The sequence below is a fragment of the Limnohabitans sp. T6-5 genome (assembly GCF_003063315.1).
Classification (GTDB): Bacteria; Pseudomonadota; Gammaproteobacteria; order Burkholderiales; family Burkholderiaceae_C; genus Limnohabitans_A.
In genome coordinates, this window is the sequence record NZ_NERV01000002.1 from 126,155 (window position 1) to 152,293 (window position 26,139).

Sequence of the window (26,139 nt, forward strand, 5' to 3'; positions counted from 1 at the left end):
CTCTTTTTTCTGGAGCTGAGCGTTTCTATTCAGAAAACACCTCAGCGCTTGGACTTGACCGAACCCAGCAAGCCACCCAGTACGCCGCGCACGATTTCGCGGCCAATGGCCGAGCCCACATTGCGCACAGCGCTTTTCACCAGCAACTGGGCCACGCCGTCGTGTTGGCCGCCACGCGGGCCGGTGGAGCCAAAGATGAAGTCCGAGACCGAGCCCATGAGGCCGCCTTCTGCTGGGGCTGCGTTGGGCGCACCGGCTTTGCCGGGGGCACCTGCTGTGTTGGCCGTCTGGGCGGGCGCACCCTTGAGCTTTTCGTAGGCCGATTCACGGTCTTGCACCTGCTCATACACACCTGCCACCAGCGAGTTTTGCATCAGGTTTTGTCGTTGCGCAGGCGTGATGGGGCCCAGCTGGCTGGCCGGGGGCATGACGAAAACGCGCTCAGTTTCGCAGGGGCGGCCTTTGGCATCCAGAAAGCTCACCAGCGCCTCGCCCACACCCAGCTCGGTGATGGCCGCTTCGATGTCCAGCCCGGCCTTGGGGCGCATGGTTTGAGCCGTGGCGGCCACGGCTTTTTGGTCGCGCGGCGTGAAGGCGCGCAAGGCATGTTGCACCCGGTTGCCCAGCTGCCCCAGAACGTTGTCGGGAATGTCCAGCGGGTTTTGCGTCACGAAATACACCCCCACACCCTTGGAGCGCACCAGGCGCACCACCAGCTCGATGCGCTCAACCAGTGCAGCCGGGGCGTCCTTGAACAGCAAATGTGCCTCGTCAAAGAAGAACACCAGCTTGGGTTTTTCGGGGTCACCGATTTCGGGCAAGACCTCAAACAGCTCGGAGAGCAGCCACAACAAAAATGTGGCGTACAGGCGCGGCGCATTGAGCAGTTTGTCGGCAGCCAGGATGTTCACCACGCCCATGCCCTGGGCATCTGTTTGCATGAAATCTTCAATGTTGAGCATGGGCTCGCCAAAGAATTTGTCACCCCCCTGGGTTTCAATTTGCAGCAGACCGCGCTGGATGGCGCCGATGCTGGCGGCGCTGATGTTGCCGTACTCGGTGGTGAAGGTCTTGGCGTTGTCGCCCACATACTGGAGCATGGCCCGCAGGTCTTTCATGTCCAAAACCAGCAAACCGTTGTCGTCAGCGATCTTGAATACCAGATTGAGCACCCCGGCCTGGGTCTCGTTCAGCCCCAGCATGCGCGTCAAGAGCAAGGGCCCCATGTCCGTGATGGTGGCCCGAACCGGGTGACCTTGTTCGCCAAACACATCCCACAAGGTGGTGGGGCAGGCCAGGGGGGCTGGCAAGTCGATGCCCCGGTCCTTGAGGACTGCCGCCAGCTTGTCGCCGATGTGGCCGGGCTGGCTGATGCCGGTCAGGTCGCCTTTGACGTCGGCCATGAACACCGGCACGCCTTGGCGGGAGAAGTTCTCGGCCAGGGTTTGCAGTGTCACAGTTTTGCCTGTGCCGGTGGCGCCCGTGATGAGCCCGTGGCGGTTGGCCAGACCGGGCAAGAGTTCACATTGGGCGTTCTTGTTTTTGGCAATCAGTAGGGGTTCAGTCATGAAAATCGGGTCCCTGGCTACAAAAGTAAAATCGAGATCGTAGATTAAATCAACATTCAAGGAATTCCCGATGGCTGGCCACAGTAAATGGGCAAATATTCAGCACCGCAAGGGCAGGCAAGACGAAAAAAGGCAACGAATCTGGACCCGTGTGGTCCGTGAAATCATGGTGGCCGCCCGTACCGGGGGCGGCGATGTCAGCGCCAATCCCCGTCTGCGCCTGGCCATTGAAAAGGCCAAAGCGGCCAACATGCCGGCCGACACCATCAAACGCAATGTGGACAAAGCCACCGGCAACCTCGAAGGCGTGAGCTACGAAGAAATCCGCTACGAGGGCTATGGCATCGGTGGCGCAGCCGTCATCGTGGACACCATGACCGACAACCGGGTGCGCACTGTGGCAGAAATTCGCCATGCGTTCAGCAAGCACGGCGGGAACCTGGGCACCGAGGGTTCGGTGGCTTTCCAGTTCAAAAATTGTGGTCAATTGATTTTTGCCCCGGGCACCAATGAAGACAAGGTCATGGAAGTCGCCTTGGAGGCGGGCGCCGAGGACGTGATCACCGACGATGAAGGGGCCATTGAGGTCCTGACGGCGCCCGCAGACTTTGAGGCGGTTAAAAATGCCCTCGAAGCCGCAGGCCTGGTGGCTGATATGGCCGAGGTGACCATGCGCGCTGAAAACACCATCGCCTTGACCGGCGATGATGCTGCAAAAATGCAAAAACTTCTGGACATTCTGGAAGATCTGGATGACGTGCAAAACGTCTTCCACAACGCCGACATTCAAGAGTAAGGACATCTGATGAAAGTATTGGTGGTCGGCAATGGCGGCCGGGAACATGCCATGGCGTGGAAACTGGCGCAATCGCCAAAAGTGCAGCAGGTCTTTGTGGCGCCTGGCAATGGCGGCACGGCCCGCGATGCCATGCTGCAAAACATCCCTCTGACGGACATCGCACGATTGCGCCAATGGGCGCTGGATAACCAAATCGGTTTGACCGTGGTCGGCCCAGAGGCCCCTTTGGCGGCGGGCATTGTGGACGATTTCCGTGCCCATGGCTTGCGCATTTTTGGCCCCACGCAAAAGGCGGCTCAGCTGGAGAGTTCCAAAGCCTTTTCCAAGGCGTTCATGGCGCGGCACCACATCCCGACCGCAGAATTTGACACCTTCACCGATGCAGCCCTGGCGCACGCTTATGTGGACCGTATGGGGGCGCCGATTGTGGTCAAGGCCGATGGCCTGGCTGCAGGCAAGGGCGTTGTGGTGGCCATGACGCTGGCAGAAGCCCATGAAGCCATTGACTTCATGTTGCTGGACAACACCCTGGGTGTGGCGCACAACGCCGGTGGCGCGCGTGTGGTGATTGAAGAGTTTTTGCAGGGTGAAGAGGCCAGTTTCATCGTGATCTGCGATGGTCAAAACGTGGCCGCCATGGCGACCAGCCAGGATCACAAACGTTTGCTGGATGCCGATCAGGGCCCCAACACTGGCGGCATGGGGGCCTATTCGCCCGCGCCGGTGGTCACAGCCGAAGTCCACGCCCGCGCCATGCGCGAGGTGATTTTGCCCACCATCCGTGGCATGGAAAAAGACGGCATTCCGTACACCGGGTTTTTGTACGCCGGGCTGATGATTGATGAGCAAGGACGCCCCAAAACCCTGGAGTTCAATTGCCGCATGGGCGATCCGGAAACCCAGCCCATCTTGATGCGCTTGAAGACCGACTTCCTCGAAGTCATGCTGGCCGCTACCTCCTTGGGTCTGGACAAAATCAACATGGAATGGGACCGCCGTGTGGCTTTGGGCGTGGTGATGGCCGCAGCCGGCTACCCGATGAACCCGCGCAAGGGCGATGTCATCAACGGCCTGCCCAAAGACGCCGAAGACGCCATGGTGTTTCATGCAGGCACCACAGCGCAGGATGGCAAAACGCTCACCTCTGGCGGGCGGGTGCTGTGTGTCACCGCGCTGGCCGACTCAGTGCGTCTGGCCCAGCAAAAAGCCTACGAAACGCTTGAAACCATTGGCTTTGACGGTATGCAATACCGCAAGGACATTGGCTACCGCGCCATCAAACACTGAGCCTGGATGCTTCGCCGATGACTTTGCCTCGTACCATTCACCCCGTCACATTCAAAGGCTCCCGACTGGCTCGTTGGATTTTGCGGATGTTGGGTTGGAAACTGGAGTTTGATGGGTTCCCAACGCTTCAGGGCGTTGCCATCGTCTACCCACACACCAGCAATTGGGACTTTCCGATTGGCATCCTGGCCAAATGGGGGCTGGGCATTCCGGCCAAGTTCTGGGCCAAGGATTCTCTGTTCAAATTTCCGGTCTTTGGTGCCTGGTTGCGTTGGGTCGGTGGTTTGCCGATTGATCGCAGCTCACCCAAAGGGGTGGTCGGCGACATGGTCGAGGTGTTTGAGCAGTACAAACGCTCCGGACGCCTGCTGTGGCTGGGTTTGGCCCCTGAAGGCACGCGCAGCCTGACGCCCGGTTGGCGCAGTGGCTTTTACCAAGTGGCGCTCAAGGCAAACGTGCCCTTGGTGCTGGTCAAATTTGACTGGAGACGACGCACTTTTTCGCTGGTGGACTTTTACCAACTCACGGGCCGCGTTGATGAGGACTATGCCCACATGGCTGCCGTATTTGAGGGCGCCGAAGGTTTCCGCATCCAGCAAATGAGCCCCGTGCAGCCCTGGACAGGGAACGCCTTTTCAGTCCAGTCTGTATCCCTCAAAGACAACTCATGAATGCATCTTTTGAACCGAGCGCTGCGCGCCAATATTTGGTGGACTTGCAGACCCGCATCACCCAAGCCTTGACCGATCTCGATGGCACGCCTTTTCTGGTGGATCACTGGCAGAAAGACCCGGGAGACAAATTACAAGGGCAGGGCATCACCCAGATTCTGGAGGGTGGCCCGGTCTTTGAGCGTGCAGGCTGCGGCTTTTCGCACGTCACCGGACCGCAATTGCCACCTTCGGCCACCCAGCACCGTCCTGAGTTGGCGGGCTCGGCGTTTGAAGCGATGGGCGTCTCGCTGGTCTTTCACCCCCGCAACCCTTATGTGCCGACCGTGCACATGAATGTGCGCATGATTGTTGCCAAGCCCGAGGGCAGGGCGCCCGTCGCCTGGTTTGGTGGAGGCATGGACCTGACGCCTTATTACGGGTTTGACGAAGACGCCGTGCATTTTCATCAGACTTGCAAGGATGCGCTGGCCCCATTTGGCGAAGGCCTGCACCCGCGCTTCAAGGCCTGGTGTGACGATTACTTTTGCAACAAGCACCGCCACGAACAGCGAGGCGTCGGGGGCATCTTTTTTGACGACTTCTCCGAGCTGGGCATGGATGACAGTTTTGCCATGCTGCAAAGCGTGGGCGATGCACTGCTGACCGCGTATTTGCCCATCGTGGCGCGCCGCAAAGACACCCCGTATGGTGAACGTGAGCGCGATTTTCAGCTCTACCGCCGTGGCCGCTATGTGGAGTTCAACCTGGTGTGGGACCGGGGCACGCATTTTGGGTTGCAGTCGGGTGGCCGCACGGAGTCCATCTTGCTGTCCATGCCGCCTGAAGTGCGCTGGTCATACCAGCGCCAAGACGCGCCAGACTCGCCCGAAGCGCGTTTGCTGAGCCACTATTTGGTGCCCAGGGATTGGGTTTGACGTCTGCTTCCTCGGTCGCGCGCCTGGGGGTTTTTGGCGGCGCCTTTGACCCACCGCACTTGGCCCATGTGGCCTTGGTGCAGGCCGCGGCAGCGCAATTGCAGCTGGACCAAGTCAGGGTCTTGCCCACGGGGCAGGCCTGGCACAAGACCCGCACGCTCAGTGCTGCGGCTGACCGGTTGGCCATGACCCGTCTGGCTTTTGAAGATCAGGCCGAGGTCGTGGTGGATGATCGGGAAATCCTGCGTTCGGGGCCCAGCTACACGGTCGACACGCTGCGCCAATTGCAAGCCGAATTCCCCCAAGCGCAGCTGTATTTGCTGCTGGGCGATGACCAGCGGCGCTCGTTGGCGTCCTGGCACCAGATCGATGAAATCGGGCGCCTCGCTATAATGTGCGCCGCAGGCCGTGATACAGCCGTCAAGGCCTGGAGCAATTCCGGCCCAAGCCCTTCACAGCCCCTTTCTGACGCCATCGAAGCGCGCATTCAGATTATGAACATGCCGCTGATGCCCCACAGCGCCACGGACATCCGTGTGCTCGTGGCCACAGACCAAGCAATTTCAGGTCTGGTGCCCCCCGCTGTTGAACGCTATATTCAAGAACACCACCTCTACAGGCCCCATAGATGAACGACACCGCTGCCAAAAAAGACACCCAAAAACTCCAGCGTGCCATCGTGGACGCCCTGGAAGATGTGAAAGCCCAGGACATCCAGGTGTTTGACACTGAGCACCTGTCCCCCTTGTTTGAGCGCGTCATCATGGCCTCGGGCACCTCCAACCGCCAGACCAAAGCCCTGGCGGCCAGCGTGCGCGACAAGGTGCGTGACGCCGGGTTTGGCAAGCCTCGCATGGAAGGTGAAGACAACGGCGAGTGGATCATTGTGGATTGCGGTCAGGCCGTGGTGCACATCATGCAGCCCACCATCCGCAGCTACTACAACCTGGAAGAAATCTGGGGCGACAAGCCCGTGCGACTGAAATTTGGTGCACCCAAGCCTGCGGCGGCTGCGGACCTCAAAGACCATGTGCGCAAATCACCCGCCAAAAAGGCGCCCGCCAAAACGGCTGCAGCCAAAACCAGCACAGCCAAGCCCAAGGTGGCTTTGAAGGCACCCGCCAAAGCCAGCAAGCCAGCCGCCAAATCTGCGCCAGCCAAAAGTGCAGCCAAGTCGACAGGCAAGCCTGCAGCCAAAGCACCCGCAAAAGCCCCCGCCAAAACAGCGTCCAAGCCCACGGTGAAAACAGTGGGCAAGCCTGCGGCCAAACCTGCAGCCAAGTCAGCTGCCAAAGCCCCAGCCAAAAAAGCCCCTGCCCGCAAGGCCGTGCAAGCTGCGACCCGCCGCAAAGCCGATTGACCCTTCATGAAGCTGCTGATCGTTGCGGTCGGCCAGCGTGTGCCTGACTGGGCTCAGACCGCCTGGGACGACTATGCCAAGCGTTTTCCGCCCGAACTCAAGGTTGAGCTCAAGGCGGTCAAAACCGAACCCCGTGGCTCCAAAACCCTGGCTACTTTGTATGCGGCCGAGCGCCAGCGCATTGAAGCGGCCATTCCCCGTGGCACACGCATCGTGGTGCTGGACGAGCGGGGCACCAACCTCACCACCCAGGCATTGGCCACTCGCCTGACCACTTGGCAGCTGGGTGGTGACGATGTGGCCCTGGTCATTGGCGGCCCGGATGGGCTGGAGCCGGCGTTTCGACAGCTGGCCCATGAGCGCATCCGCTTGTCCGACATGACCTTGCCCCACGCCATGGCCCGTGTGCTGCTGATTGAGCAGCTGTACCGCGCCTGGTCCATCAACGCCAACCATCCTTATCACAGAGAATGAGCGACTTCATTTATCTGGCCTCACAAAGCCCGCGCCGCAGCCAACTTTTGCAGCAAATTGGCGTCGCTCATGAATTGCTCTTGCCCGACCCAGCAGAAGACGCCGAAGCCCTGGAAGCCATTCGGGGCAGCGAGGCGCCGGGCCGCTATGTGGCCCGCGTGACCGGTTTGAAGCTCGACGCCGCAGTCGCCCGCTTGCAGCGCCTGGGACTGCCTGCGGCACCGGTGCTGTGCGCGGACACCACGGTGGCGCTGGGTCGTGTCATTTTGGGCAAACCTGCAGATGAGGCCGATGCGCTGCGCATCCTTAAGCAGTTGTCCGGCCAAACTCACCGCGTTCTGACCGCAGTCGCTGTGCAGCATGGCGCTGAGCGTGTGGCGGCGGTGTCCGAGTCTTGGGTGCGTTTTGCGCCCATGACGCCTGCGCACATCAAGGCCTATGTGGCCAGTGGCGAGCCCATGGGCAAAGCCGGTGCCTATGGCGTGCAGGGCAGGGCGGCGTCGCACATTGCGCAGATCCGGGGCAGCTATTCCGGCATCATGGGCTTGCCCTTGTTCGAGACGGCCCAGCTCTTGCGCTCGGTGGGCATTCACTGCTGACGGTCCCTCCGGATCGGGGTATCGCCTCATTTTTCTTTTTCTAACGCGAGTCCTTCCATGCAACAAGATATTTTGGTCAATTGGTCGCCCCAGGAAACGCGTGTCGCCGTGGTCGAGCTGGGGGCTGTGCAGGAATTGCACGTCGAGCGCACCCTTGAGCGTGGTCTGGTGGGCAACATTTATCTGGGCAAAGTGGCCCGAGTGCTGCCCGGCATGCAATCGGCCTTTATTGACATCGGTTTGGACAAAGCCGCTTTTTTGCATGTGGCCGATGTCTGGCAGCCGCACACCGAAGGCGAAAATGCGGCCGCTCGCACCGGCCAGCCGCTGGTGCCAATTGAAAAACAGGTCTACGAGGGCCGGGCCATCATGGTGCAGGTCATCAAGGACCCGATGGGCACCAAGGGTGCACGATTGTCCACACAGATCAGTATTGCCGGGCGCCATCTGGTGTTTTTGCCGCAGGACGACCACATTGGTGTCTCGCAAAAAATTCCGTCCGAGCAGCGCGATGCTTTGCGCAAGCGGGTGCAGGCGCTGGTCGGCCCCGCAGGCGGAGGCTTCATCTTGCGCACCAATGCCGAAGACTCCAGCGACGAAGAGTTGCAAGACGACATCGCCTACCTGCGCAAGACCTGGGCACGCATCAAAGAGGCATCGCTGCGCCTGCCGCCGCCGTCCTTGTTGCACCAGGACTTGACGCTGTTGCAACGCGTCTTGCGCGATCTGGTGGGCGAAGCCACACAGAGCATCCGCATTGATTCGCAAGAGCAACACGCCAAGCTGGTCGAATTTGGCCGTGAGTTCATGCCCAAGGCGGCCGAGCGCTTGCAGCTGTACAAAGGCGAGCGGCCGATTTTTGACTTGTATTCCATTGATGAAGAAATTGCCAAGGCGCTGGGGCGGCGGGTGGATCTGAAGTCCGGTGGCTACCTCATCATTGACCAGACGGAGGCTTTGACCACGGTGGACGTCAACACCGGAGGCTACGTCGGGGCCCGCAATTTTGAAGACACCATCTTCAAGACCAATCTGGAGGCAGCCCAGGCCATTGCCCGCCAGCTGCGGTTGCGCAATCTGGGCGGCATCATCATTGCCGACTTCATTGACATGTCCCGCGCCGATCACAAGGACGCTGTGCTGGCCGAGTTCCGCAAGCAACTCTCGCGTGACCGGGTCAAGACCATGGCCGGTGGCTTTTCTTCACTGGGCTTGCTGGAGATGACGCGCAAGCGCACCCGCGAGTCTCTGGCCCACATGCTGTGTGAGCCGTGCCCCAGCTGCCAAGGCAAGGGTATTGTCAAAACCCCGCGTTCCGTGGCCTATGACATCTTGCGGGAAATTTTGCGCGAAGCGCGTCAATTCAACCCGCGTGAGTTCCGGGTCGTGGCAGCACCTGCGGTCATCGACTTGTTATTGGATGAGGAAAGCCAGCACCTGGCGGGCTTGTCGGACTTCATCGCCAAGCCGATTTCCTTGCAGGTTGAGACCGCCATGGGGCCGGAGCAATACGACATCGTGTTGATGTGAGCCTGAGGGGCTTTCAAAGACAGGCTTGACCGCCTGTCAGGCTTGCGCTTCGCTGCCCGTCCATTCGCCCCGGTTGTGCAGCCTGGCATAAGCCCCGCCAGCGGCCAGCAGCGCGGCGGGTGCGCCTTGTTCCACAATGCGTCCTTTTTCCATAACGACCACCCGGTCGGCATGCTCAATGGTGGACAGCCGGTGCGCCACGATCAGCGTGGTGCGGCCTTGCATCAGTTGTTGCAGGGCTTCTTGCACCAGTCGCTCGGATTCGTTGTCCAGCGCCGATGTGGCCTCGTCCAAAATCAAAATCGGGGCATCCTTGTACAAGGCGCGGGCAATGGCCAGGCGCTGGCGTTGACCGCCTGACAGTTCGCCTGCGTTGTGGCCGAGCATCGTGTCCATGCCCTGGGGCAGTTGGGCCACATGGCCCCACAAATTGGCCGCTTCCAGGCAAGACTGGATGCGCGCCCGATCCGGTGTCTGGCCCAGGCAGACGTTGGCGGCCAGGCTGTCGTTGAGCATGATCACATCCTGGCTGACCAGGGCCATCTGGTGGCGCAAGCTGGCCAACTGCCAGTCTTCAATGCGCACACCGTCAATCAGCACGTCACCCGACGTGGCTTTGACAAAGCGTGGCAGCAATTGCACCAGGGTGGTTTTGCCCGCACCCGAGGTGCCCACCAAGGCCACGGTTTCTCCGGCTTGAACGGTCAGGTCGATGCCACTCAGCGCCGGGGCGCTGTCGGGGGTGAATTGCAGGTGCACCCCACGCCACTCAATGGCACCTCGGGCCTTGTCTGCCTGGTGCTGGCCTTGGGTTTCTGCAGGCGCATCGCTGAGCAAAGCCAAGCAACGCTCCAGTGCGGCCAGGCCGCGTGTCAGTGGGTTGGCCACGTCAGCCAGACGTTTGATGGGGGCCACCATCATGAGCATGGCGCTGATGAAGGCGACAAAGCCGCCCACGGTGGCGCCAGAAGTCCCGCTTTTGCTTTGCATCAGGGCGATGACCAAGACGATCGACAGGGCGATGGCTGCGAGGATTTGGGTCAGGGGGGTGATGGCGGCCGATGAGGCGGTCGATTTGAGCGCCAGTCTGCGAAGCTGTTTGCCCAGCGCGGTGAACCGGTCCATTTGCTGGGCTTGCGCCCCATGCAAGCGCACCATGCGGTGGGCCAGCACATTTTCTTCCACCACATAGGCCAGGTCATCGGTGGCTTGCTGGCCTTCCTTGGTCAGTCTGTACAGGCGTTTGGACAGCACCTTCATGGTCCAGCTCAAGGCTGGGGCCACCGAGAACACCACCAAAGTCAGTTTCCAGTTGATCCACATGAGGTAGCCGACAAAGGCCAGCAAGGTGAAGCTGTCGCGCGTCAGGCCAATGAGGGCGGAAATCAGTTGCCCTGCACCGTTTTGCACTTCGTAGACCACGGTGTTGGACAAGGTGCTGGCCGATTGACGGCTGAACAGACTCAAGTCGGCGCGCAGAAGTTGGGCAAACATGTCGCTGCGCAATCTCTCCATGCCGTCGTTGGTCACGCGTGCCAAGGCATATTGCCCGGCAAAGTGGGCAATGCCCCGGATGGTGAACAAGCCAATCACCGCGATCGGAATCGACCACCACGGCAAGCTGTTTTCGGTAAAGCCCTTGTCCAGCAAGGGCTGAAACAAGGCCGGAATCAAGGGCTCTGTGAGCGCGCCCACCAAAGTGGCGATGATGGCCACCGCCCAGATACCATGCTGTTGGGCAAAGTAGGGGGCAAGTCGGACCAGTCGGGTGCGGATGGTTTCGGGGGGGCGGTCGGGGGTAGGTGTCGTCATGGGCGCTTTGATTGTAAGCAGCAGCACTGTGTCTAAGGCTTGGCCCTCGTTCTGGAACTCGTTCTTGCCCGGATGGCAGGGGCGCAATCATCGTTTGTTTGTCAGTAACAAGGCGTGTCCAGCGTGTCAAATGGTCATGTCTACGGTGTACGATCAGGCCTTCGAATTTTTGTCCACTCGAACGCTGACCCTATGACGCTTTTTTCGCTGCACATGAACCCGCCTGGCTGGTGGCTGAAATTCTTGCTTGCGTTGTCTCTGCTTGGCGGTTTGGGCACCTCGGCATGGGCCGAATTTCGGGTCGAGGTCACGGGCGTGGGCATGACCCAGTTGCCCGTGGTGATTGCGCCCTTCAAAGGTGAGGCGACAGCCCCCCAAAAATTCGCCAGCATTGTCCAAAGCGATCTGGAGCGAAGCGGCCAGTTCAAAGGCCTGGCGTTTGGCAACGCCCAGCTGGACGAATTGAGCCGACCGGATTGGTCGGCTTTGCGCCAGTTGTCTGCCGAGGCTTTGCTTGCTGGCTCTGTCAGCCGCCTCGCCGATGGACGGTATGACGTGCGTGTCCGTTTGTGGGACGCCGTCAAGGGCCAGGAAAAGGCCGATTACAAAGACACTGTCTTGGCCGCCGATTTGCGTTTGTCGGCCCACCGTGTGGCCGATTGGGCCTATCAGCAGTTGACCGGATCCCCCGGCGTTTTTGCCACTCGCATCACTTACGTCACCAAGTCATCAGGTCGCTACACCTTGTGGATTGCCGATTCAGACGGGGAGGGGGCCAAATCCGCCTTGATGAGCCCGGAGCCCATCATCTCGCCTGTCTGGTCACCCAGCGGCACACAGCTGGCTTATGTGTCCTTCGAGTCGCGCAAGCCTGTGGTTTATGTGCACGAACTGGCCACGGGCCAGCGCCGTGCCGTGGCCAATTTCAAGGGCTCCAACAGCGCCCCCACCTGGGCGCGCGATGGCAAGTCTTTGGTGGCGACGCTCAGCCGCGATGGCGGCTCGCAATTGTTTCGCATTGATCTGGCCGGTGGCGAGCCGCGCCGCTTGACCCAGGCGGGCAGCATCAACACCGAGCCGGTGTTTTCTTATGACGGCACCGCGCTGTATTTCGTCAGCGATCGCGGCGGCAGCCCACAGATTTACCGCATGCCCGCGCAAGGTGGCCCGGCTGAGCGGGTGACGTTTTCGGGCGCGTACAACATTTCACCCGCTGTCAGCCTGGATGGTCGCTGGCTGGCCTACATCTCGCGCATCGGTGGACAATTTCGCTTGCACCTGATGGACGTGAACTCAGGGCAGGTGACGGCACTGTCTGACACCTCGGCCGATGAGCGCCCCAGCTTTGCACCCAACAGCCGCTTGGTGATGTACGCCACAGTGCAGCAAGGCCGCGAAGCCCTGATGACCACCACCCTGGATGGCAAAATCCGGGCACGCTTGGCAGGTCAGGGCGGGGACATCCGCGAACCCCATTGGGGCCCGATGTGGAAATGAGCATTTGAGTTATTTTTTACCAATGAGGTTGAACATGAAGAAAATTTGGGCAGGGTTGGTCTTGGTGGCGCTCTTGAGCGGTTGTGCATCGGGTGTGAAGTTGGATGACGTGCCCGTCGAAGACAAATCCGCCAGCACTTCGGGCTCGGGCGTGACGGCCAAGGGCGTGGACATGGCGTCTCAATCGGGTGTGTCCAATGTGAACGCCGATAAAACGGGTTCGGGCATCGGCCCTGCAGGCGTGGCCCATGTGGTGTATTTCGATTACGACAGCTTTGTGGTGCGTGCTGAAGCCCGTCCGGTGATCGAAAACCATGCCCGCTTCCTGCAAGCGAACAAGCAGCGCAAGGCCAACCTGGAAGGCCACACCGATGAACGTGGCGGCCGCGAATACAACCTGGCCTTGGGACAAAAGCGTGCTGAGGCAGTGCGTCAGGCCCTGACTTTGCTGGGAGTGCCTGACAGCCAGTTGGAGGCCGTGAGCTATGGCAAGGAAAAGCCCGCAGCCCAAGGCAACACCGAGCTGGATTTCGCGAAAAACCGTCGCGTTGAAATTCGGTATTGAAAATCATGAGCACACTTTTGATTTCTGGCCAAGCATGGGCCCGTTGGGGCGCTGCACTGTCGCTGGTCGGTGTGTTGGGATCGGCCCAGGCGGCCTTGTTTGAAGACGATGACGCCCGCAGAGCCATTTTGGATTTGCGCCAGCGTCTGGAGCAGGTCAACAAGTCCTTGAGTGAAGAAAATGCCCAGCTGCGCCGTTCGCTGCTGGATTTTCAGGCGCAACTCGATGCACTCAAAGCGGATGTCTCTCAGGGCCGTGGCGCGCAGGAGCGCCTGGCGCGTGATGTCTCGGACGTGCAATTGCGCCAAAAGGACATTCAATCGGGTGTGGACGAGCGTTTGCGCCGGTTTGAGCCCCTGAAGGTGTCGGTCGATGGCCGTGAATTCATGGCCGATCCGGCTGAAAAGCGTGAGTTCGATGCCAGCATGGAGATCTTCCGCAAGGGCGACTTTGCGGCCGCCCAAAACGCGCTGGGCCAGTTTGTGCAGCGCTATGGCCAAAGTGGTTATCTGCCCTCGGCCCTTTTTTGGCTGGGCAATGCGCAATACGCCACCAAGGCTTACAAGGAGTCTTTGGGCACTTTCCAGCGCATGCTCAATGACGCGCCGGGCCACCCCCGTGCACCCGAAGCCTTGCTGGCCATCTCGAACGTGCAAATCGAGTTGAAAGATGTCAAGGCCGCGCGCAAAACCCTGGAAGACCTGATCAAGGCTTATCCCGGCTCCGAAACTGCGGCCACAGCGCGTGATCGGTTGGCGCGTTTGCGCTGATGGGGCATCTGTCGGTGATCACGCAAGCGGCCTTGCAGACCCAAAGCCTTTGGGTCTTGGTTTTGACCTGGGTACTGGGAGCGATGGCTGGGGTGTTGATGCACCGCAGCCATTTTTGCAGCATGGGGGCCCTGAGCGATTTCTTCCTCATGGGCGATGCCACCCGTTTGCGCCAATGGGGGCTGGCCCTGGCGGTGGCTGCCCTGGGTGTGGGCCTCATGTCGGGCCTGGCCTGGATCAGCCCCTTGAACTCCGTGTACGCCTCAGACCGATTACCTTGGCTGTCTTTCGGGCTGGGGGGCGTGTTGTTTGGCGTGGGCATGGTGCTGGCGTCTGGCTGCCCCAGTAAAACACTGCTTCGCCTGGGTGCGGGCAACCTGAAATCCTTGGTGGTGTTGATGGTCATGGGCGTGACCGCCTTGGCCACCTTGCGCGGCCTGACCGGTGTCTGGCGCGTGCAGTGGCTGGACCCGGTGGCGCTGCCTTTGCCCCATGGCGCATTCATCGGCCAGACCTTGTCGCGCTGGACCGGCTGGAGCCAGCCGCTGTCTTGGGCTTTGGCGGGTGGCTTGGCGGGCTTGGGCTTGCTGGTGTGGGTTCTCAAGGATGCCTCATTCAGACACGCCCGAAACTTCTGGACAGGCATTGGGGTGGGCGCGATCGTGCTTGGGGTGTGGTGGGTCAGCGGTGTGTTGGGCTATGTGCCTGAGCACCCTGAAACACTTGAAGCCGTCTTTTTGGGCACCGCGAGTGGCCGCATGGAAGGCATGAGTCTGACCGCCCCCGTGGCCCTGTGGTGGGACGCCTTCATGTACTTCAGTGATGGCAGCAAACGCCTGACGACAGGCATGGCCCTGGCACTGGGGCTGGTCATGGGCGCTTTTGCCAGTGCTCAACATGAGGGCACTTTCCGTTGGGAGGGTTTTGCCCAGACCGAAGATTTGGTCATGCACCTGATAGGCGGCGCCTTGATGGGTCTGGGCGGTGTGATGGCCTTGGGTTGCACGTTTGGGCAAGGCCTGTCAGGTTTGTCGACCCTGAGTTGGGGCAGTTTCGTGGCCGTGGGTGGCATGGTGCTGGGGGCGTGGCTGGCTTTGGCATGGCAACTTCGCCGTGTGGAGCGCTTGGCATGACGCCATGGTCAGAGTCAGACGACGAGCGTCGATTTGGTGGCTTGACGCGCTTGTATGGCGTGACCGGTGCGCAGCGCATTCGTCAGGCCCATGTGGTGGTGGTCGGCATTGGTGGCGTGGGCTCCTGGGCTGCTGAAGCCTTGGCGCGCAGTGGCGTGGCCCGTTTGACGCTCATCGACATGGACCACATTGCCGAATCCAACATCAACCGCCAAATTCATGCGCTGACCCACACCACCGGGCAGGCCAAGGTTCAAGCCATGCGCGAGCGCATTGCCGCCATTCACCCCGATTGCCAAGTGGATGCAGTCGATGATTTTGTCTCGCCCGAGAACTGGCCAGCGCTGTTGCCCAGCGTGCCCGATGCCGTGATCGATGCCTGCGATCAGGTCAAGGCCAAGGTGTGCATGGCGCAATGGGCCCTTGAAAACCGCATCGGATTTGTGACCGTGGGCGCCGCAGGCGGTAAACGGCTGGCGCACAAAGTCGATGTCGATGATTTGTCCAAAATCACACACGACCCCTTGCTGGCCCAACTGCGCTACCGCTTGCGCAAGCACCATGGTGCCGCGCGCGATGGCAAACGCATGGGCATTCAAGGCGTGTTCAGCCGTGAATCGGTGGCCCCGCCCGATGCCTCTTGCGCCATCGAGGGCGATGGCTCCCTCAACTGCCACGGCTATGGATCGGTGGTCAGCGTGACCGCCACATTTGGCATGTGCGCAGCCTCTGAAATATTGAACTTTTTGTCCTCTTCCCCTCGGAAGGCGTCAAAATGACGCTATAATTTGAGTCTTGCTGCAGTGCACCGCAAAGCAGCAAAGGGACCATAGCTCAGTTGGTAGAGCAGCGGACTTTTAATCCGTTTGTCGTGGGTTCGACCCCCGCTGGTCCCACCAAATTTAAAAGCACTTTGTACCTTGGTACAAAGTGCTTTTTTCATTGTTTCTTCATGGATGGACACATTTTGCTTGGGTTCCATCGGAAAGTGTCACACCATGTCTGCTGAATCGAACATCCAAAATGAATTGAAAAAGATGGTGCTGTGCGAACCTTGCACCGGTATCCAGCGCAACTGGCGCAAGGCCCCAGGACATGCGGAACTCGTTCAGGGCAACAACCGCAAAGAAGCGCGTGAAACCGGCCAGGTCACCATCACCCGTTACCGCTGCGACCGCTGCGGCACATCCTGGGAATACGAGAACAACAAAGCGGACCAGCATGCGGGTTGGTCCGTGGTCGGGGGGTAAATTGGCGATGTCGGACTCTTCGAGTGCCGACCTGCGGGGACAGCCGCAACCGTTATTGCCCGACTGGCTTATTTGAAGGTCGGTGGTCAAAGACCCCGACATGGGCCTGTGCCGAAGACTGCAAACGTCGGACTCTTCGAGTGCCGACCTACGGGGACAGCCGCAACCGTTAGTGTCCGATTGGCTTATTTGTAGGTCGATGGTCGAAGACCCCGACATGGGCCTGTGCCGAAGACTACAAACGTCGGACTCTTCGAGTGCCAACCTGCGGGGACAGCCGCAACCGTTAGTGTCCGATTGGCTTATTTGTAGGTCGATGGTCGAAGACCCCGACATGGGCCTGTGCCGAAGACTACAAACGTCGGACTCTTCGAGTGCCGACCTACGGGGACAGCCGCAACCGTTAGTGTCCGAATGGCTTATTTGTAGGTCGGTGGTCGAAGACCCCGACATCTGTCTGATGACCGGCAGCGCCTGAGATTCAGGCCGTTTCTTCCAGCAGCTGTGTCAGCTCCAGCCAGCGCTCTTCCAATGCCGCGAATTCATCTGTGAGCGCTTTGAGTTTGCGTCCTGCATCCGCAATGTCGGAGGGGGACAGTGGAGTGCTCAGCAGGTGCTCCAGAGCGCTTTTTTCGGCCTCAATGCTGGCCATGCGCTGCTCGTTTTGCTCCAGCTCTTTTTTCAGTGGGCGTGTTTGCGCGGCCAGTTGCTGACGCCGTTGCGCGTCTTGCTTGCGTTGTTCGGCGCTGCTCAGGGCGGGTGTTGCAGGGCTGCTGGCAGCGGCCACGGGTGCAGGCTTGGGCACTACGGCGACCACGACCGCTTCTGTGGAAGCTGCCACTGACACGGCATTTTTCGCCGAGTTTTTGGCTTCTTCGCGCAGGCGCTTCGATTCATCCAGCAGGTACTTCTGGTAGTCGTCCAGATCGCCATCAAACGGCTCGACCTTGCCCCGACCCACCATCCAGAACTCGTCGCACACGGCGCGCAGCAAGGCGCGGTCGTGGCTGACCAGCATGACAGTGCCTTCAAACTCATTGAGCGCCATCGACAGCGCCTCACGCGTCGCCAAGTCCAGGTGGTTGGTGGGCTCGTCCAGCAGCAGCAAGTTGGGGCGTTGCCACACGATCATGGCCAGCACCAGACGGGCTTTTTCGCCGCCGCTCATGGTGCCCACGGCCTGCTTGACCATGTCGCCTGAGAAGTTGAAGGTGCCCAGGTAGTTGCGCAGGTCCTGCTCGCGGCTGGCCTCGCCGCTGGCCAATTCCTTGGCCAAGCGGATCATGTGCTCCAGCGGGTTATCCTGAGGGTGCAGCACGTCCAGTTCTTGCTGCGCAAAGTAGCCGATGTTCAGGCCCTTGCCCTCGGTGAGCGTGCCCGCCAGCAGCGGCATGGTGCGGGCAATGGTTTTGACCAGGGTCGATTTACCTTGACCGTTGGCACCCAAAATGCCGATGCGTTGGCCCGCCAACACCGATTTGCTGACGCCATGCAAGATGGCCTTGGGCTCGTCGTCCACGATGTAGCCAAAACTCGCTTCGCTGATGGCCAGCATCGGGTTGGGCAGGTTGTTGGGTTCCTTGAAGCCGAAGGTGAATTCGGCATCGGCCAGCAGCGGGGCCACTTTTTCCATGCGCTCCAGCGCCTTGACCCGGCTTTGCGCCTGCTTGGCTTTGCTGGCCTGCGCCTTGAAGCGGTTGATGAACTTTTGCAGGTGGGCGATCTTGTCTTGCTGTTTGGCAAACGAGGCCTGTTGCAGCTCCATTTGTTGAGCGCGCAAGATTTCAAAGCCACTGTAGTTGCTGCCGTAGCGTGTCAACTTGGCATGGTCGATGTGAAGGGTGACGTTGGTCACCGCGTCCAGAAATTCGCGGTCGTGGCTGATCACGATCATGGTGCCCGCATAGCGTTGCAGCCAGGCTTCCAGCCAGACCAGGGCATCCAAGTCCAGGTGGTTGGTGGGTTCGTCCAGCAGCAAAATGTCTGAGGGGCACATCAGGGCGCGGGCCAGCTGCAAGCGCATGCGCCAGCCGCCTGAAAAGCTGTTGACCGGGTTGTTCAGTTCGTCCACCCGAAAGCCCAGGCCCAAAATCAAGGCCTCGGCGCGGGGCAGGGCGTCGTGGTCGCCCGCGTCGGCCAAGTCTGTGTAGACGTGGGCCATCTCCATGCCGTCGCCACTGGCCTCGGCCGCCACCAAGCGTTGGCGCAATTCGGCCAGGCGCGTGTCTCCTTCCAGCACAAACTCGCTGGCGGGCTGGTCAGTCTCGGGCATGTTTTGCGCCACTTGCGCCATTCGCCAGGCTTTGGGCATGTCGAAGTCGCCCCCGTCTTCATGCAGCGTGCCGTTGAACAGCGCAAACAAGGTGGACTTGCCCGCGCCATTGCGCCCGACCAAGCCGACTTTTTCCCCCGGGTTGAGGGTGACCGAAGCTTGGTCCAGCAGCACTTTGGTGCCGCGGCGGAGGGTGACGTTTTTAAGATTGATCATGAAAAGCAGTGTCCGGTACTCATGCCGGTAGGGGAGCTGGGTCAGATGGGGGGCTGACCTCAAAGGGCGTAACCGGCCATTTTCGCCGATCTGGCTGTCGGCTCGATGGCCAGTTCAAAGTTTTGTTCTCCCCGACGAGTTGCGGGGGAGGGTATTCACAGCGCCAGCAGCGCTTCTCGGCTAACCAGCAGCACCTGATCGTCGCCCGAGCTGGTGTCCAGCCAGGCCACTTCAAGCTCGGGAAACGCCGCGATGAAGTGATCCACCTCATTGCCGATTTCCAGAACCAGAACGGCGTGTTCGCTCATGCGCGATGGGGCGTCCTTGAACAGCTGGCGCACAAAGTCCATGCCGTCGGTGCCACCGGCCAGCGCCAGTTCGGGCTCAGCGCGGTACTCGGCGGGCAGCGACTCCATGCTGGCTTGGCAGACATAAGGCGGGTTGCACAAGATCAGGTCAAATGGGCCCGGCAATGCCGACAGGCCATCGCTGTGCATCAGTTGGACGCGCTCTTGCAGCTCGTGTCGCTCCACATTGATGGCCGCCACAGCCAGCGCATCATCCGAAATATCGGCCCCGACCACCTGCACCTCGGGCCAGGCCAGTGCGGCCAGAACGGCCAGGCTGCCGTTGCCGGTGCACAGGTCCAAAACGCGGGTTGTTTGGTCGCTGAGCCAGGCGTCAATCGTCCCGTCGGCCAGCACCTCGGCGATCAGGCTGCGCGGCACGATGGCGCGCTCGTCGATGTAAAACGACACGCCCTGCAACCAGGCTTCTTGGGTCAGGTAGGCGGCGGGCTTGCGTGTGGCGATGCGCTCTTCGATCAGCGCCTTGCAGGCGCCTTGCTGCTCAGGCGTCACGGTTTGCTCGGCCACTTCGTCCAGGTTGGTGTCCAGCGGCAGCCCCAGACGCCAGAGCACCAGCCAGACGGCTTCGTCAAAGGCGTTTTGGGTGCCGTGGCCAAAAGACACGCCCGCTTGCGCGAGCCGCTCGGCCGATACCTCGATCAGCCCAGAAAGGGTCAAGGCGCTCATGCGGACAGGCCCGCGTTGAGTTGTTCCAGCGTGCGGCGGTAGATGGCCTTGAGCGGCGCAATGTCACTCAGCGCCACATGCTCGTTGACCTTGTGAATCGTCGCGTTGGGCGGGCCGAATTCGATCACTTGGGGGCAGATCTGCGCGATGAAACGGCCGTCGCTGGTGCCGCCGGTGGTGGACAACTCGGTGGTCAGGCCCGTTTCGTCGCCAATGGCTTTTTGCACAGCCGCCACCAAGGTGCCGGGTGTGGTCAAAAAGGGCAGGCCGCCGATGGTCCAGGTCAACTCGTATTTCAAACCATGTTGATCCAGCACGGCGGTCAAGCGCTGTTGCAGGCTCTCAGGCGTGGATTCGGTGCAAAAGCGGAAGTTGAAATCCACCACGCAGTCGCCGGGGATCACGTTGCTCGCGCCCGTGCCCGCGTGGATGTTGCTCACCTGCCAGCTGGTGGGCGGGAAAAAGGCATTGCCTTCGTCCCAGCGAATCGCCACCAAATCGGCCAGCGCAGGGGCCAGGCGGTGAATGGGGTTGTCGGCCAGGTGCGGGTAGGCGATGTGGCCTTGAACACCTTTGACGGTGAGCTTGCCGCTCATGGTGCCGCGTCGGCCGTTCTTGATCATGTCGCCGGTTTGCTGCACCGACGTGGGCTCGCCCACGATGCAAAACTGCGGCGCGTCGCCACGGGCCTGGAGCGCTTTGCACACCACCACGGTGCCGTCAAGGGCTGGGCCTTCTTCGTCGCTGGTCAGCAAAAAGGCAATGCCCAATGCGGGGTTGGGGTTGGCGGCCAGAAACTCTTGCACGGCCACAACCATGGCGGCCAGCGAGGTTTTCATGTCGCTCGCGCCCCGACCGAACAGCTTGCCGTCGCGGTGCGTGGGGGTGAAGGGGTCGCTGTCCCATTGCGTGAGCGGCCCGGTGGGGACCACGTCGGTGTGGCCCGCAAAGGCTAATGTCTGGCCCGAAGTGCCTGCGCGCTTGGCCCACAGGTTGCGCACGCGGAAGGTGTCGGGGCCAGAGTCCATGAACTCGCAGACAAAACCCAGTGGCTTGAGGGCGTCGGCGATCAGATCGAGACATCCCGCATCCTCAGGCGTGACCGAGGGTTTGGAGATCAGCTGCTCGGCCAGGCGCAGGGTGTCGTGACAGGTGGTCATGCTCAAGCCTTGTTGGGATGGGCGCGCACAAAGCGGGCGATGCGCTCAGCCGCTTCCAGGCACTCGGCGGTCTCGGCCACCAAGGCCATGCGAATGCGGCCACGGCCGGGGTTCGAACCGTTGAAGTCACGCGCCAAGTAGCTGCCGGGCAGCACGGTGACGCTTTCGGCCTCGAACAGCGCCTTGGCAAATGCCGCGTCGTCGCCTTGCCAGCCCACAGGCACACCGGCCCACAGGTAAAAGCTGGCGTCGGGCAGCTTCACATCCAGCACTTCGGCCAGCACGGGCGTGACCTGGGCAAACTTGGTGCGGTACTGGTTGCGGTTGTCCACCACATGGGCTTCATCGCTCCAAGCGGCCACGCTGGCCGATTGCACCACCGGGCTCATGGCGCTGCCGTGGTAGGTGCGGTAGAGCAAAAACTGTTGGATGATGGCCGCGTCGCCCGCCACAAAGCCGCTGCGCAGGCCGGGCACGTTGCTGCGCTTGCTCAGGCTTGTGAAGGCGATCAGGCGCTTGAAGTCGGTGCGGCCCAGCTGGTGGGCGGCTTCCAGGCCGCTCAAAGGCGCTTCTTCGCGGAAATAAATCTCGCTGTAGCACTCGTCCGACGCAATCACGAAACCGTGCTGGTCCGACAGGGCAAACAGCTTTTGCCATTCGGAGAGGGGCATGACCGCGCCCGTGGGGTTGCCGGGCGAGCAGACAAACAGCAGCTGGGTGCGGGTCCAGACCTCGGCGGGCACGCTGTCCCAGTCGTTGGCAAAGTTGCGCGCCGGGTCGCTGGGCACGTAATAGGGCTCAGCCCCCGACAGCAAGGCTGCGCCTTCGTAAATTTGATAGAACGGGTTGGGGCTGACCACCGTGGCGCCGGGGCGGGTCGGGTCGATCACGGTTTGCGTCAGGGCAAACAGCGCCTCACGCGAGCCGTTGACCGGAAGCACCTGGGTGACTGGGTCGAGCGTCAGGCTGTAACGAGTTTGCAGCCACGCCGCGCAGGCTTTTCTCAGCGCTGGCTCGCCTGCGGTGGCCGGATATGCCGACAAACCGGTCGCCACTGCTGCCTTGAGCGCTTCCTGAATGAAAGCGGGCGTGGCATGTTTGGGCTCACCGATGCCCAGACTGATGGGCTTGAGGGCGGGGTGGGGCGTGACGCCCGAAAACAGTTGTTTCAGCCGCTCAAAAGGGTAGGGCTGCAGCTTGGCGAGAAGGGGATTCATCCCCCGATTATCCGGGATGAACCTTGGGTTAGCTGGTTGCCACTGACAAAACGAAACTCAGGCTTTTGTTCGAGTGCTGTTTTGTCGGCAAGTTGGGGGTGACTTGTGCTTCAAGGACATGTGGCTGACCGCTGGTGGGGGCGCCGCAGCCGCTTGGTGCCAGGGTGGATGACCTGCTGGCCGCTGCGCCTAGCCCGAACGATTCAACCAGGTGACACGACATACCGCGATTGTCAGGGGCTGGCGCTCAGGTTGTTGAATCACTCGACGATTTGTGTCTGTGAGGCATACCGCCCTTTGCGGGAAGGGCTTTAAGCCCGGGAGGCTGGGTTAACATCTAAGATTATTCGGAATCCGAGATTGAATCCTTTGATTCGTGCTTTTTTGAGGGTTTTGGCAGTGTCTTGACAATTTGCCGCAGCCCTTGGGTTCTTTTTGGCTCTTTTTTGGATCGACCAGACCGCCGTGCGTCTCAATTCCATCAAGCTTTCGGGCTTCAAATCGTTCGCTGAACCAACCAACTTCTTGCTGCCCGGGCAGTTGGTGGGCGTGGTTGGCCCCAACGGTTGCGGCAAATCCAACATCATGGACGCGGTGCGCTGGGTGCTGGGCGAGTCCAAGGCGTCAGAGTTGCGTGGCGAGTCCATGCAAGACGTCATCTTCAACGGCACCACCACCCGCAAACCGGCCAGCCGCGCCAGCGTGGAGCTGGTGTTTGACAACGCCGACCACCGCGCCGGTGGCCAGTGGGGCCAGTTTGCCGAGATCGCGGTCAAGCGTGTGCTCACGCGTGACGGCAACAGCAGTTACTACATCAACAACCAGCCGGTGCGCCGCCGTGACGTGCAGGACGTCTTCTTGGGCACGGGCCTGGGGCCACGCGCCTACGCCATCATCGGCCAGGGCACCATCAGCCGCATCATCGAGTCGCGCCCCGAAGAGCTGCGACTGTTTCTGGAAGAAGCCGCGGGCGTGTCCAAATACAAGGAACGCCGCCGCGAGACCGAAAACCGCTTGTCGGACACCCGTGAGAACCTGACTCGGGTCGACGACATCCTGCGCGAGCTCAATGCCAACCTGGAAAAGCTCGAAAAGCAAGCCGAGGTGGCGCATCGCTACAACACCCTGCAGGCCGACAGCACACTCAAGCAGCATCAGTTGTGGTTTTTGAAGCGCCGCGACGCCGAGACCGACCAAGGCCGGATGAAGTCGGATGTGGACCAAGCCGTGAACGCGCTGGAGTCGCGCATCGCTGATTTGCGCCACGTCGAGGCCGATCTGGAAACCATTCGCCAGGCGCACTACGAGGCAGGTGATCAGGTCAACCAGGCGCAAGGCAAGCTGTATGAAGCCAGTGCCGAAGTGGGGCGTCTGGAAGCTGAAATCCGCTTTGTGGTCGAAGGCCGCCAGCGCGCGGAGCAGCGTTTGCAGCAGCTGATCGAGCAAACCGCCCAATGGGGCACCCGCAGCGAAGACGCCCAAGCCGAGCTGGAAACTTTGTCCGAGCAGGCCGCCATGGCCGAAGACCAGAGCATGACCCTGGCCGCTCAGGTGGAAGACCAGGCCATGGCCTTGCCCGATCTGGAAGAGGCCCTGCGCAAAGCGCAAAACGATGCCAATGCGCAGCGTGCCAGCGTGGTGCAGGTGCAGCAGCAAATTGGCGTGCTGGCCGCTGACCAGCGCAACGTCGAAGAACAATCGCGCCAGTTGGAGCAGCGCCGTGAACGCCTCTTGGCCGACCGCAATGCCCTGGCCGCGCCTGACGAGGCCCGTCTGCACAACTTGCAGGAGCAGCTGGCCGCAGCCGAAGCGCAGGCCGCCGAATCCGAGGCCCGCCTGCACGAGTTGCAAGAAATGGTGCCCGCCCTGGACGAAGACCGCCGCACCCGGCAGAAGTCGGTCAACGAAGAGTCCGCCCGTTTGGCCGACCTGAGCGCCCGCATCGAAGCGCTCAAGGCCTTGCAGGAAAAAGTGCGCACCGACGGCAAGCTCAAACCCTGGCTTGCAAAGCACGGCATGGACGGGCTCGAAGGCTTGTGGAGCCGCATCCACATCGAGTCGGGCTGGGAAAACGCCCTCGAGTCGGCCCTGCGTGAACGCCTGTCGGCGCTCGAAGTCTCGCGTCTGGACATGGTGCGGGCCTTTGCCAACGATGCGCCGCCTGCCAAGTTGTCGTTTTTCAGTCCCCCTTTGGCCTCCAAAGCCGTCTCGCGCAGCGGCTTGCCTGCAGGCTGCCGGCCGCTGGCCGATTACCTGCGCATCCCGGATGCGGGTTTGTCGGCCCTGGTCACCGATTGGCTGCAAGGCTGCTACACCGCGCCGCAGATGGAAGACGCACTGGCCTGGCGCAGCCAGCTGCAGCCGGGCGAAACCCTGTTGGTGCAAGCGGGCCACGCGGTCGACCTGAACAGCGTGGTGTTTTATGCGCAGGACTCTGAGCAAGCTGGTTTGCTGGCCCGTGCGCAAGACATTGAAAATCTGGAAAAGCAGCAACGCGCCCAGACCTTGATTGCCGAAGAAAGCCGCAGCGCCCTGGTGCGCGCCGAGGCGGCCTATGCCGATGCGTCGCAGCGCCTGATCACCGTGCGCCGTGAAGCGGCCGAGAGCCAATCGCGCACCCACGAATTGCAGGTCGAAACGCTGCGCCTGTCGCAGTTGGTGGAACAGACCCGCGCCCGCAGTCAGCAGATTGCCAACGACCTGGCCGAAGTCGACGCCTTGCTCGATGAACTGCAAGAGCGCCGTGTCACGGCCGAAGCCCGTTTTGAAGAGCTGGACATGCAGCTGGCCGACAGCCAAGAGCGCCATGCCCAGTTGGACGAACGCGTGATCGAGTCTGAGCGCAAGCTGGCCGAGTGCCGCGAGCAGCAACGCAGCCTGGAGCGCCGCGCTCAAGAAGCGCAGTTCTCGCAGCGCAGCCTGGACGCCCGGCGGGCCGAGCTGAACCGCACCATTGAAACCGCGCAGCAGCAAGTGACCAGCATCGACGCCGAAATGCAGCGTGCCCGCGACGAACTGAGCCGCCTGACCGATGCCGCCGCGCAAGCCGGTTTGCAAAACGTGCTGGCCGTCAAGATGGAGCGCGAGCAGGCCTTGGGCGCACGCCGCAGCGCCTACGACGACCTCACGGCCAAATTGCGCGCCAGCGACGAGCGCCGCGTGGCCTTTGAGCGCGAACTCGAACCCCTGCGCCAGCGCATCACCGATTTGCAGCTCAAGGAGCAAGCCGCCCGCCTGGGGCTGGAGCAATACACCCAGCTGCTGGCCGATGCTCAGGCTGACCTGGAAGCCGTGGCCCTGTCCATCGAAACCGGCCAGGTGCGTGTGACCGGTTTGCAAGGCGAAATCGACCGCATCCACCGCGAAATCACCGCTTTGGGCCCGGTCAACCTGGCCGCCCTGGAAGAGTTGACCACCTCGCGTGAACGCAAGACCTTCCTGGATGCCCAGTGCGCCGACCTGACCGACGCCATGAACACGCTGGAAGACGCCATTCGCAAGATCGACGCCGAAACCCGTGAGCTGCTGGGCGGCACCTTCAAGATCGTGAACGACCATTTCAGCCGCATGTTCCCCGAGCTGTTTGGCGGCGGCAATGCCCGCTTGGTCATGACCGGTGACGAAATTCTGGACGCTGGCGTGCAGGTGCTGGCCCAACCGCCGGGCAAGAAAAACCAGACGATTCACCTGCTTTCGGGTGGCGAAAAGGCCCTCACGGCCATCGCGCTGGTGTTTGCGATTTTTCAGCTCAATCCGGCCCCGTTTTGCTTGCTCGACGAGGTGGACGCGCCGCTGGACGACGCCAACACCGAGCGCTACGCCAAGCTGGTGGCGGGCATGGGCAAGGAAACCCAGTTCCTGTTCATCAGCCACAACAAGATCGCCATGGAAATGGCTGAGCAGTTGATTGGCGTGACCATGCAGGAGCAGGGCGTGTCCCGCATCGTGGCTGTGGACATGGAGTCCGCAGTGTCTATGGCCGACATGGCCTGAACTTGAGATTGTTTA

General features: G+C 61.1%; 22 protein-coding genes and 1 tRNA gene. 17 read left to right on the plus strand and 6 right to left on the minus strand.

The annotated features are described in order from the left end of the window. Positions 1–41 precede the first annotated feature (41 nt). The gene (locus tag B9Z51_RS06225; RefSeq protein ID WP_108372927.1) at positions 42–1,568 is read right to left on the minus strand and encodes a helicase HerA-like C-terminal domain-containing protein; all 1,527 of its coding nucleotides are present in this window, start codon (positions 1,566–1,568) and stop codon (positions 42–44) included. 70 nt (positions 1,569–1,638) lie between these two features. Here B9Z51_RS06225 and B9Z51_RS06230 point away from each other — a divergent pair, with 70 nt between their 5' ends. The 9 genes from B9Z51_RS06230 (at position 1,639) to rng (ending at position 9,205) form a co-directional block, all read left to right on the plus strand. Beyond that, entirely contained in the window at positions 1,639–2,364 is a 726-nt protein-coding gene (locus B9Z51_RS06230; protein WP_108372929.1) for a YebC/PmpR family DNA-binding transcriptional regulator, read from the plus strand. A gap of 9 nt (positions 2,365–2,373) precedes the next feature. After that, complete coding sequence (gene purD / locus B9Z51_RS06235; protein ID WP_108372931.1) at positions 2,374–3,654, plus strand: phosphoribosylamine--glycine ligase; 1,281 nt, start codon at positions 2,374–2,376, stop codon at positions 3,652–3,654. 86 nt (positions 3,655–3,740) lie between these two features. Then, the gene (locus B9Z51_RS06240; RefSeq protein WP_233254857.1) at positions 3,741–4,325 is read left to right on the plus strand and encodes a 1-acyl-sn-glycerol-3-phosphate acyltransferase; all 585 of its coding nucleotides are present in this window, start codon (positions 3,741–3,743) and stop codon (positions 4,323–4,325) included. Further along, the gene (gene hemF, locus B9Z51_RS06245) at positions 4,322–5,242 is read left to right on the plus strand and encodes an oxygen-dependent coproporphyrinogen oxidase (protein WP_108372935.1); all 921 of its coding nucleotides are present in this window, start codon (positions 4,322–4,324) and stop codon (positions 5,240–5,242) included. The genes B9Z51_RS06240 and hemF overlap by 4 nt, the downstream gene beginning before the upstream one ends. Then, positions 5,233–5,874 carry a nicotinate-nucleotide adenylyltransferase gene (gene nadD / locus B9Z51_RS06250; protein ID WP_108372936.1) on the plus strand — a complete coding sequence of 214 codons (642 nt, stop codon included), beginning with the start codon at positions 5,233–5,235 and terminating at the stop codon, positions 5,872–5,874. Before hemF ends, nadD begins: the two co-directional genes overlap by 10 nt. Continuing rightward, positions 5,871–6,602: a ribosome silencing factor gene (gene rsfS, locus B9Z51_RS06255; RefSeq protein WP_108372938.1), complete on the plus strand. Its 732-nt coding sequence runs from the start codon at positions 5,871–5,873 to the stop codon at positions 6,600–6,602. Before nadD ends, rsfS begins: the two co-directional genes overlap by 4 nt. Positions 6,603–6,608: 6 nt before the next feature. Further along, positions 6,609–7,076: a 23S rRNA (pseudouridine(1915)-N(3))-methyltransferase RlmH gene (gene rlmH / locus B9Z51_RS06260; RefSeq protein ID WP_108372939.1), complete on the plus strand. Its 468-nt coding sequence runs from the start codon at positions 6,609–6,611 to the stop codon at positions 7,074–7,076. Beyond that, entirely contained in the window at positions 7,073–7,675 is a 603-nt protein-coding gene (locus B9Z51_RS06265) for a nucleoside triphosphate pyrophosphatase (protein ID WP_108372941.1), read from the plus strand. The genes rlmH and B9Z51_RS06265 overlap by 4 nt, the downstream gene beginning before the upstream one ends. A 57-nt stretch (positions 7,676–7,732) precedes the next feature. Beyond that, the gene (gene rng, locus B9Z51_RS06270; protein ID WP_108372943.1) at positions 7,733–9,205 is read left to right on the plus strand and encodes a ribonuclease G; all 1,473 of its coding nucleotides are present in this window, start codon (positions 7,733–7,735) and stop codon (positions 9,203–9,205) included. A gap of 36 nt (positions 9,206–9,241) precedes the next feature. Here the strand turns inward: rng and msbA are convergent, their stop codons facing one another. Beyond that, positions 9,242–11,017 carry a lipid A export permease/ATP-binding protein MsbA gene (msbA, locus tag B9Z51_RS06275; protein ID WP_108374790.1) on the minus strand — a complete coding sequence of 592 codons (1,776 nt, stop codon included), beginning with the start codon at positions 11,015–11,017 and terminating at the stop codon, positions 9,242–9,244. Positions 11,018–11,230: 213 nt separating this feature from the next. Here msbA and tolB point away from each other — a divergent pair, with 213 nt between their 5' ends. From tolB to B9Z51_RS06310, 7 genes are all read left to right on the plus strand, one after another. Next, positions 11,231–12,514 (plus strand): Tol-Pal system beta propeller repeat protein TolB, encoded by a 1,284-nt coding sequence (gene tolB, locus B9Z51_RS06280; protein ID WP_199227475.1) that lies wholly within the window; start codon positions 11,231–11,233, stop codon positions 12,512–12,514. Positions 12,515–12,548: 34 nt separating this feature from the next. Beyond that, positions 12,549–13,079, plus strand: coding sequence for a peptidoglycan-associated lipoprotein Pal (gene pal / locus B9Z51_RS06285; RefSeq protein WP_199227476.1), 531 nt, complete (start codon positions 12,549–12,551; stop codon positions 13,077–13,079). A 5-nt stretch (positions 13,080–13,084) separates the two neighbouring features. Beyond that, positions 13,085–13,849 (plus strand): tol-pal system protein YbgF, encoded by a 765-nt coding sequence (ybgF, locus tag B9Z51_RS06290; RefSeq protein WP_108372949.1) that lies wholly within the window; start codon positions 13,085–13,087, stop codon positions 13,847–13,849. Further along, positions 13,849–14,982, plus strand: a complete 1,134-nt coding sequence (locus tag B9Z51_RS06295; RefSeq protein ID WP_108372951.1) for a YeeE/YedE family protein — start codon at positions 13,849–13,851, stop codon at positions 14,980–14,982. The genes ybgF and B9Z51_RS06295 overlap by 1 nt, the downstream gene beginning before the upstream one ends. Then, positions 14,979–15,761 (plus strand): ThiF family adenylyltransferase, encoded by a 783-nt coding sequence (locus B9Z51_RS06300; protein WP_369958682.1) that lies wholly within the window; start codon positions 14,979–14,981, stop codon positions 15,759–15,761. The genes B9Z51_RS06295 and B9Z51_RS06300 overlap by 4 nt, the downstream gene beginning before the upstream one ends. Before the next feature lie 44 nt (positions 15,762–15,805). Beyond that, a tRNA-Lys gene (locus B9Z51_RS06305) sits at positions 15,806–15,881 on the plus strand. Positions 15,882–15,980: 99 nt separating this feature from the next. Then, positions 15,981–16,232, plus strand: a complete 252-nt coding sequence (locus B9Z51_RS06310; RefSeq protein WP_108374792.1) for a hypothetical protein — start codon at positions 15,981–15,983, stop codon at positions 16,230–16,232. 481 nt (positions 16,233–16,713) lie between these two features. On the opposite strand, the gene B9Z51_RS06315 is transcribed toward B9Z51_RS06310, so the two are convergent. The 4 genes from B9Z51_RS06315 to dapC form a co-directional block, all read right to left on the minus strand. After that, complete coding sequence (locus tag B9Z51_RS06315) at positions 16,714–18,720, minus strand: ABC-F family ATP-binding cassette domain-containing protein (RefSeq protein ID WP_108372955.1); 2,007 nt, start codon at positions 18,718–18,720, stop codon at positions 16,714–16,716. A 155-nt stretch (positions 18,721–18,875) separates the two neighbouring features. Further along, positions 18,876–19,754: a 50S ribosomal protein L3 N(5)-glutamine methyltransferase gene (prmB, locus tag B9Z51_RS06320; RefSeq protein WP_108372956.1), complete on the minus strand. Its 879-nt coding sequence runs from the start codon at positions 19,752–19,754 to the stop codon at positions 18,876–18,878. Then, complete coding sequence (dapE, locus tag B9Z51_RS06325; RefSeq protein WP_108372958.1) at positions 19,751–20,914, minus strand: succinyl-diaminopimelate desuccinylase; 1,164 nt, start codon at positions 20,912–20,914, stop codon at positions 19,751–19,753. The genes prmB and dapE overlap by 4 nt, the downstream gene beginning before the upstream one ends. A gap of 2 nt (positions 20,915–20,916) precedes the next feature. Beyond that, positions 20,917–22,131, minus strand: coding sequence for a succinyldiaminopimelate transaminase (gene dapC / locus B9Z51_RS06330; RefSeq protein ID WP_108372960.1), 1,215 nt, complete (start codon positions 22,129–22,131; stop codon positions 20,917–20,919). A 465-nt stretch (positions 22,132–22,596) separates the two neighbouring features. Here dapC and smc point away from each other — a divergent pair, with 465 nt between their 5' ends. Continuing rightward, on the plus strand, positions 22,597–26,124 hold the full coding sequence (smc, locus tag B9Z51_RS06335; protein ID WP_108374794.1) for a chromosome segregation protein SMC: 3,528 nt from the start codon (positions 22,597–22,599) through the stop codon (positions 26,122–26,124). Positions 26,125–26,139: the final 15 nt, after the last annotated feature.

Bases quoted from the DNA above. Each gene is read 5' to 3' on its own strand.
- purD (WP_108372931.1), top strand. From the start codon at position 2,374: ATGAAAGTATTGGTGGTCGGCAATGGCGGCCGGGAACATGCCATGGCG.
- B9Z51_RS06230 (WP_108372929.1), top strand. From the start codon at position 1,639: ATGGCTGGCCACAGTAAATGGGCAAATATTCAGCACCGCAAGGGCAGG.
- prmB (WP_108372956.1), bottom strand. From the start codon at position 19,754: ATGAGCGCCTTGACCCTTTCTGGGCTGATCGAGGTATCGGCCGAGCGG.
- ybgF (WP_108372949.1), top strand. From the start codon at position 13,085: ATGAGCACACTTTTGATTTCTGGCCAAGCATGGGCCCGTTGGGGCGCT.
- rsfS (WP_108372938.1), top strand. From the start codon at position 5,871: ATGAACGACACCGCTGCCAAAAAAGACACCCAAAAACTCCAGCGTGCC.
- B9Z51_RS06295 (WP_108372951.1), top strand. From the start codon at position 13,849: ATGGGGCATCTGTCGGTGATCACGCAAGCGGCCTTGCAGACCCAAAGC.
- hemF (WP_108372935.1), top strand. From the start codon at position 4,322: ATGAATGCATCTTTTGAACCGAGCGCTGCGCGCCAATATTTGGTGGAC.
- msbA (WP_108374790.1), bottom strand. From the start codon at position 11,017: ATGACGACACCTACCCCCGACCGCCCCCCCGAAACCATCCGCACCCGA.
- dapC (WP_108372960.1), bottom strand. From the start codon at position 22,131: ATGAATCCCCTTCTCGCCAAGCTGCAGCCCTACCCTTTTGAGCGGCTG.
- B9Z51_RS06225 (WP_108372927.1), bottom strand. From the start codon at position 1,568: ATGACTGAACCCCTACTGATTGCCAAAAACAAGAACGCCCAATGTGAA.
- dapE (WP_108372958.1), bottom strand. From the start codon at position 20,914: ATGACCACCTGTCACGACACCCTGCGCCTGGCCGAGCAGCTGATCTCC.
- B9Z51_RS06310 (WP_108374792.1), top strand. From the start codon at position 15,981: ATGTCTGCTGAATCGAACATCCAAAATGAATTGAAAAAGATGGTGCTG.
- rlmH (WP_108372939.1), top strand. From the start codon at position 6,609: ATGAAGCTGCTGATCGTTGCGGTCGGCCAGCGTGTGCCTGACTGGGCT.
- B9Z51_RS06240 (WP_233254857.1), top strand. From the start codon at position 3,741: ATGTTGGGTTGGAAACTGGAGTTTGATGGGTTCCCAACGCTTCAGGGC.
- B9Z51_RS06315 (WP_108372955.1), bottom strand. From the start codon at position 18,720: ATGATCAATCTTAAAAACGTCACCCTCCGCCGCGGCACCAAAGTGCTG.
- tolB (WP_199227475.1), top strand. From the start codon at position 11,231: ATGAACCCGCCTGGCTGGTGGCTGAAATTCTTGCTTGCGTTGTCTCTG.
- B9Z51_RS06265 (WP_108372941.1), top strand. From the start codon at position 7,073: ATGAGCGACTTCATTTATCTGGCCTCACAAAGCCCGCGCCGCAGCCAA.
- pal (WP_199227476.1), top strand. From the start codon at position 12,549: ATGAAGAAAATTTGGGCAGGGTTGGTCTTGGTGGCGCTCTTGAGCGGT.
- rng (WP_108372943.1), top strand. From the start codon at position 7,733: ATGCAACAAGATATTTTGGTCAATTGGTCGCCCCAGGAAACGCGTGTC.
- B9Z51_RS06300 (WP_369958682.1), top strand. From the start codon at position 14,979: ATGACGCCATGGTCAGAGTCAGACGACGAGCGTCGATTTGGTGGCTTG.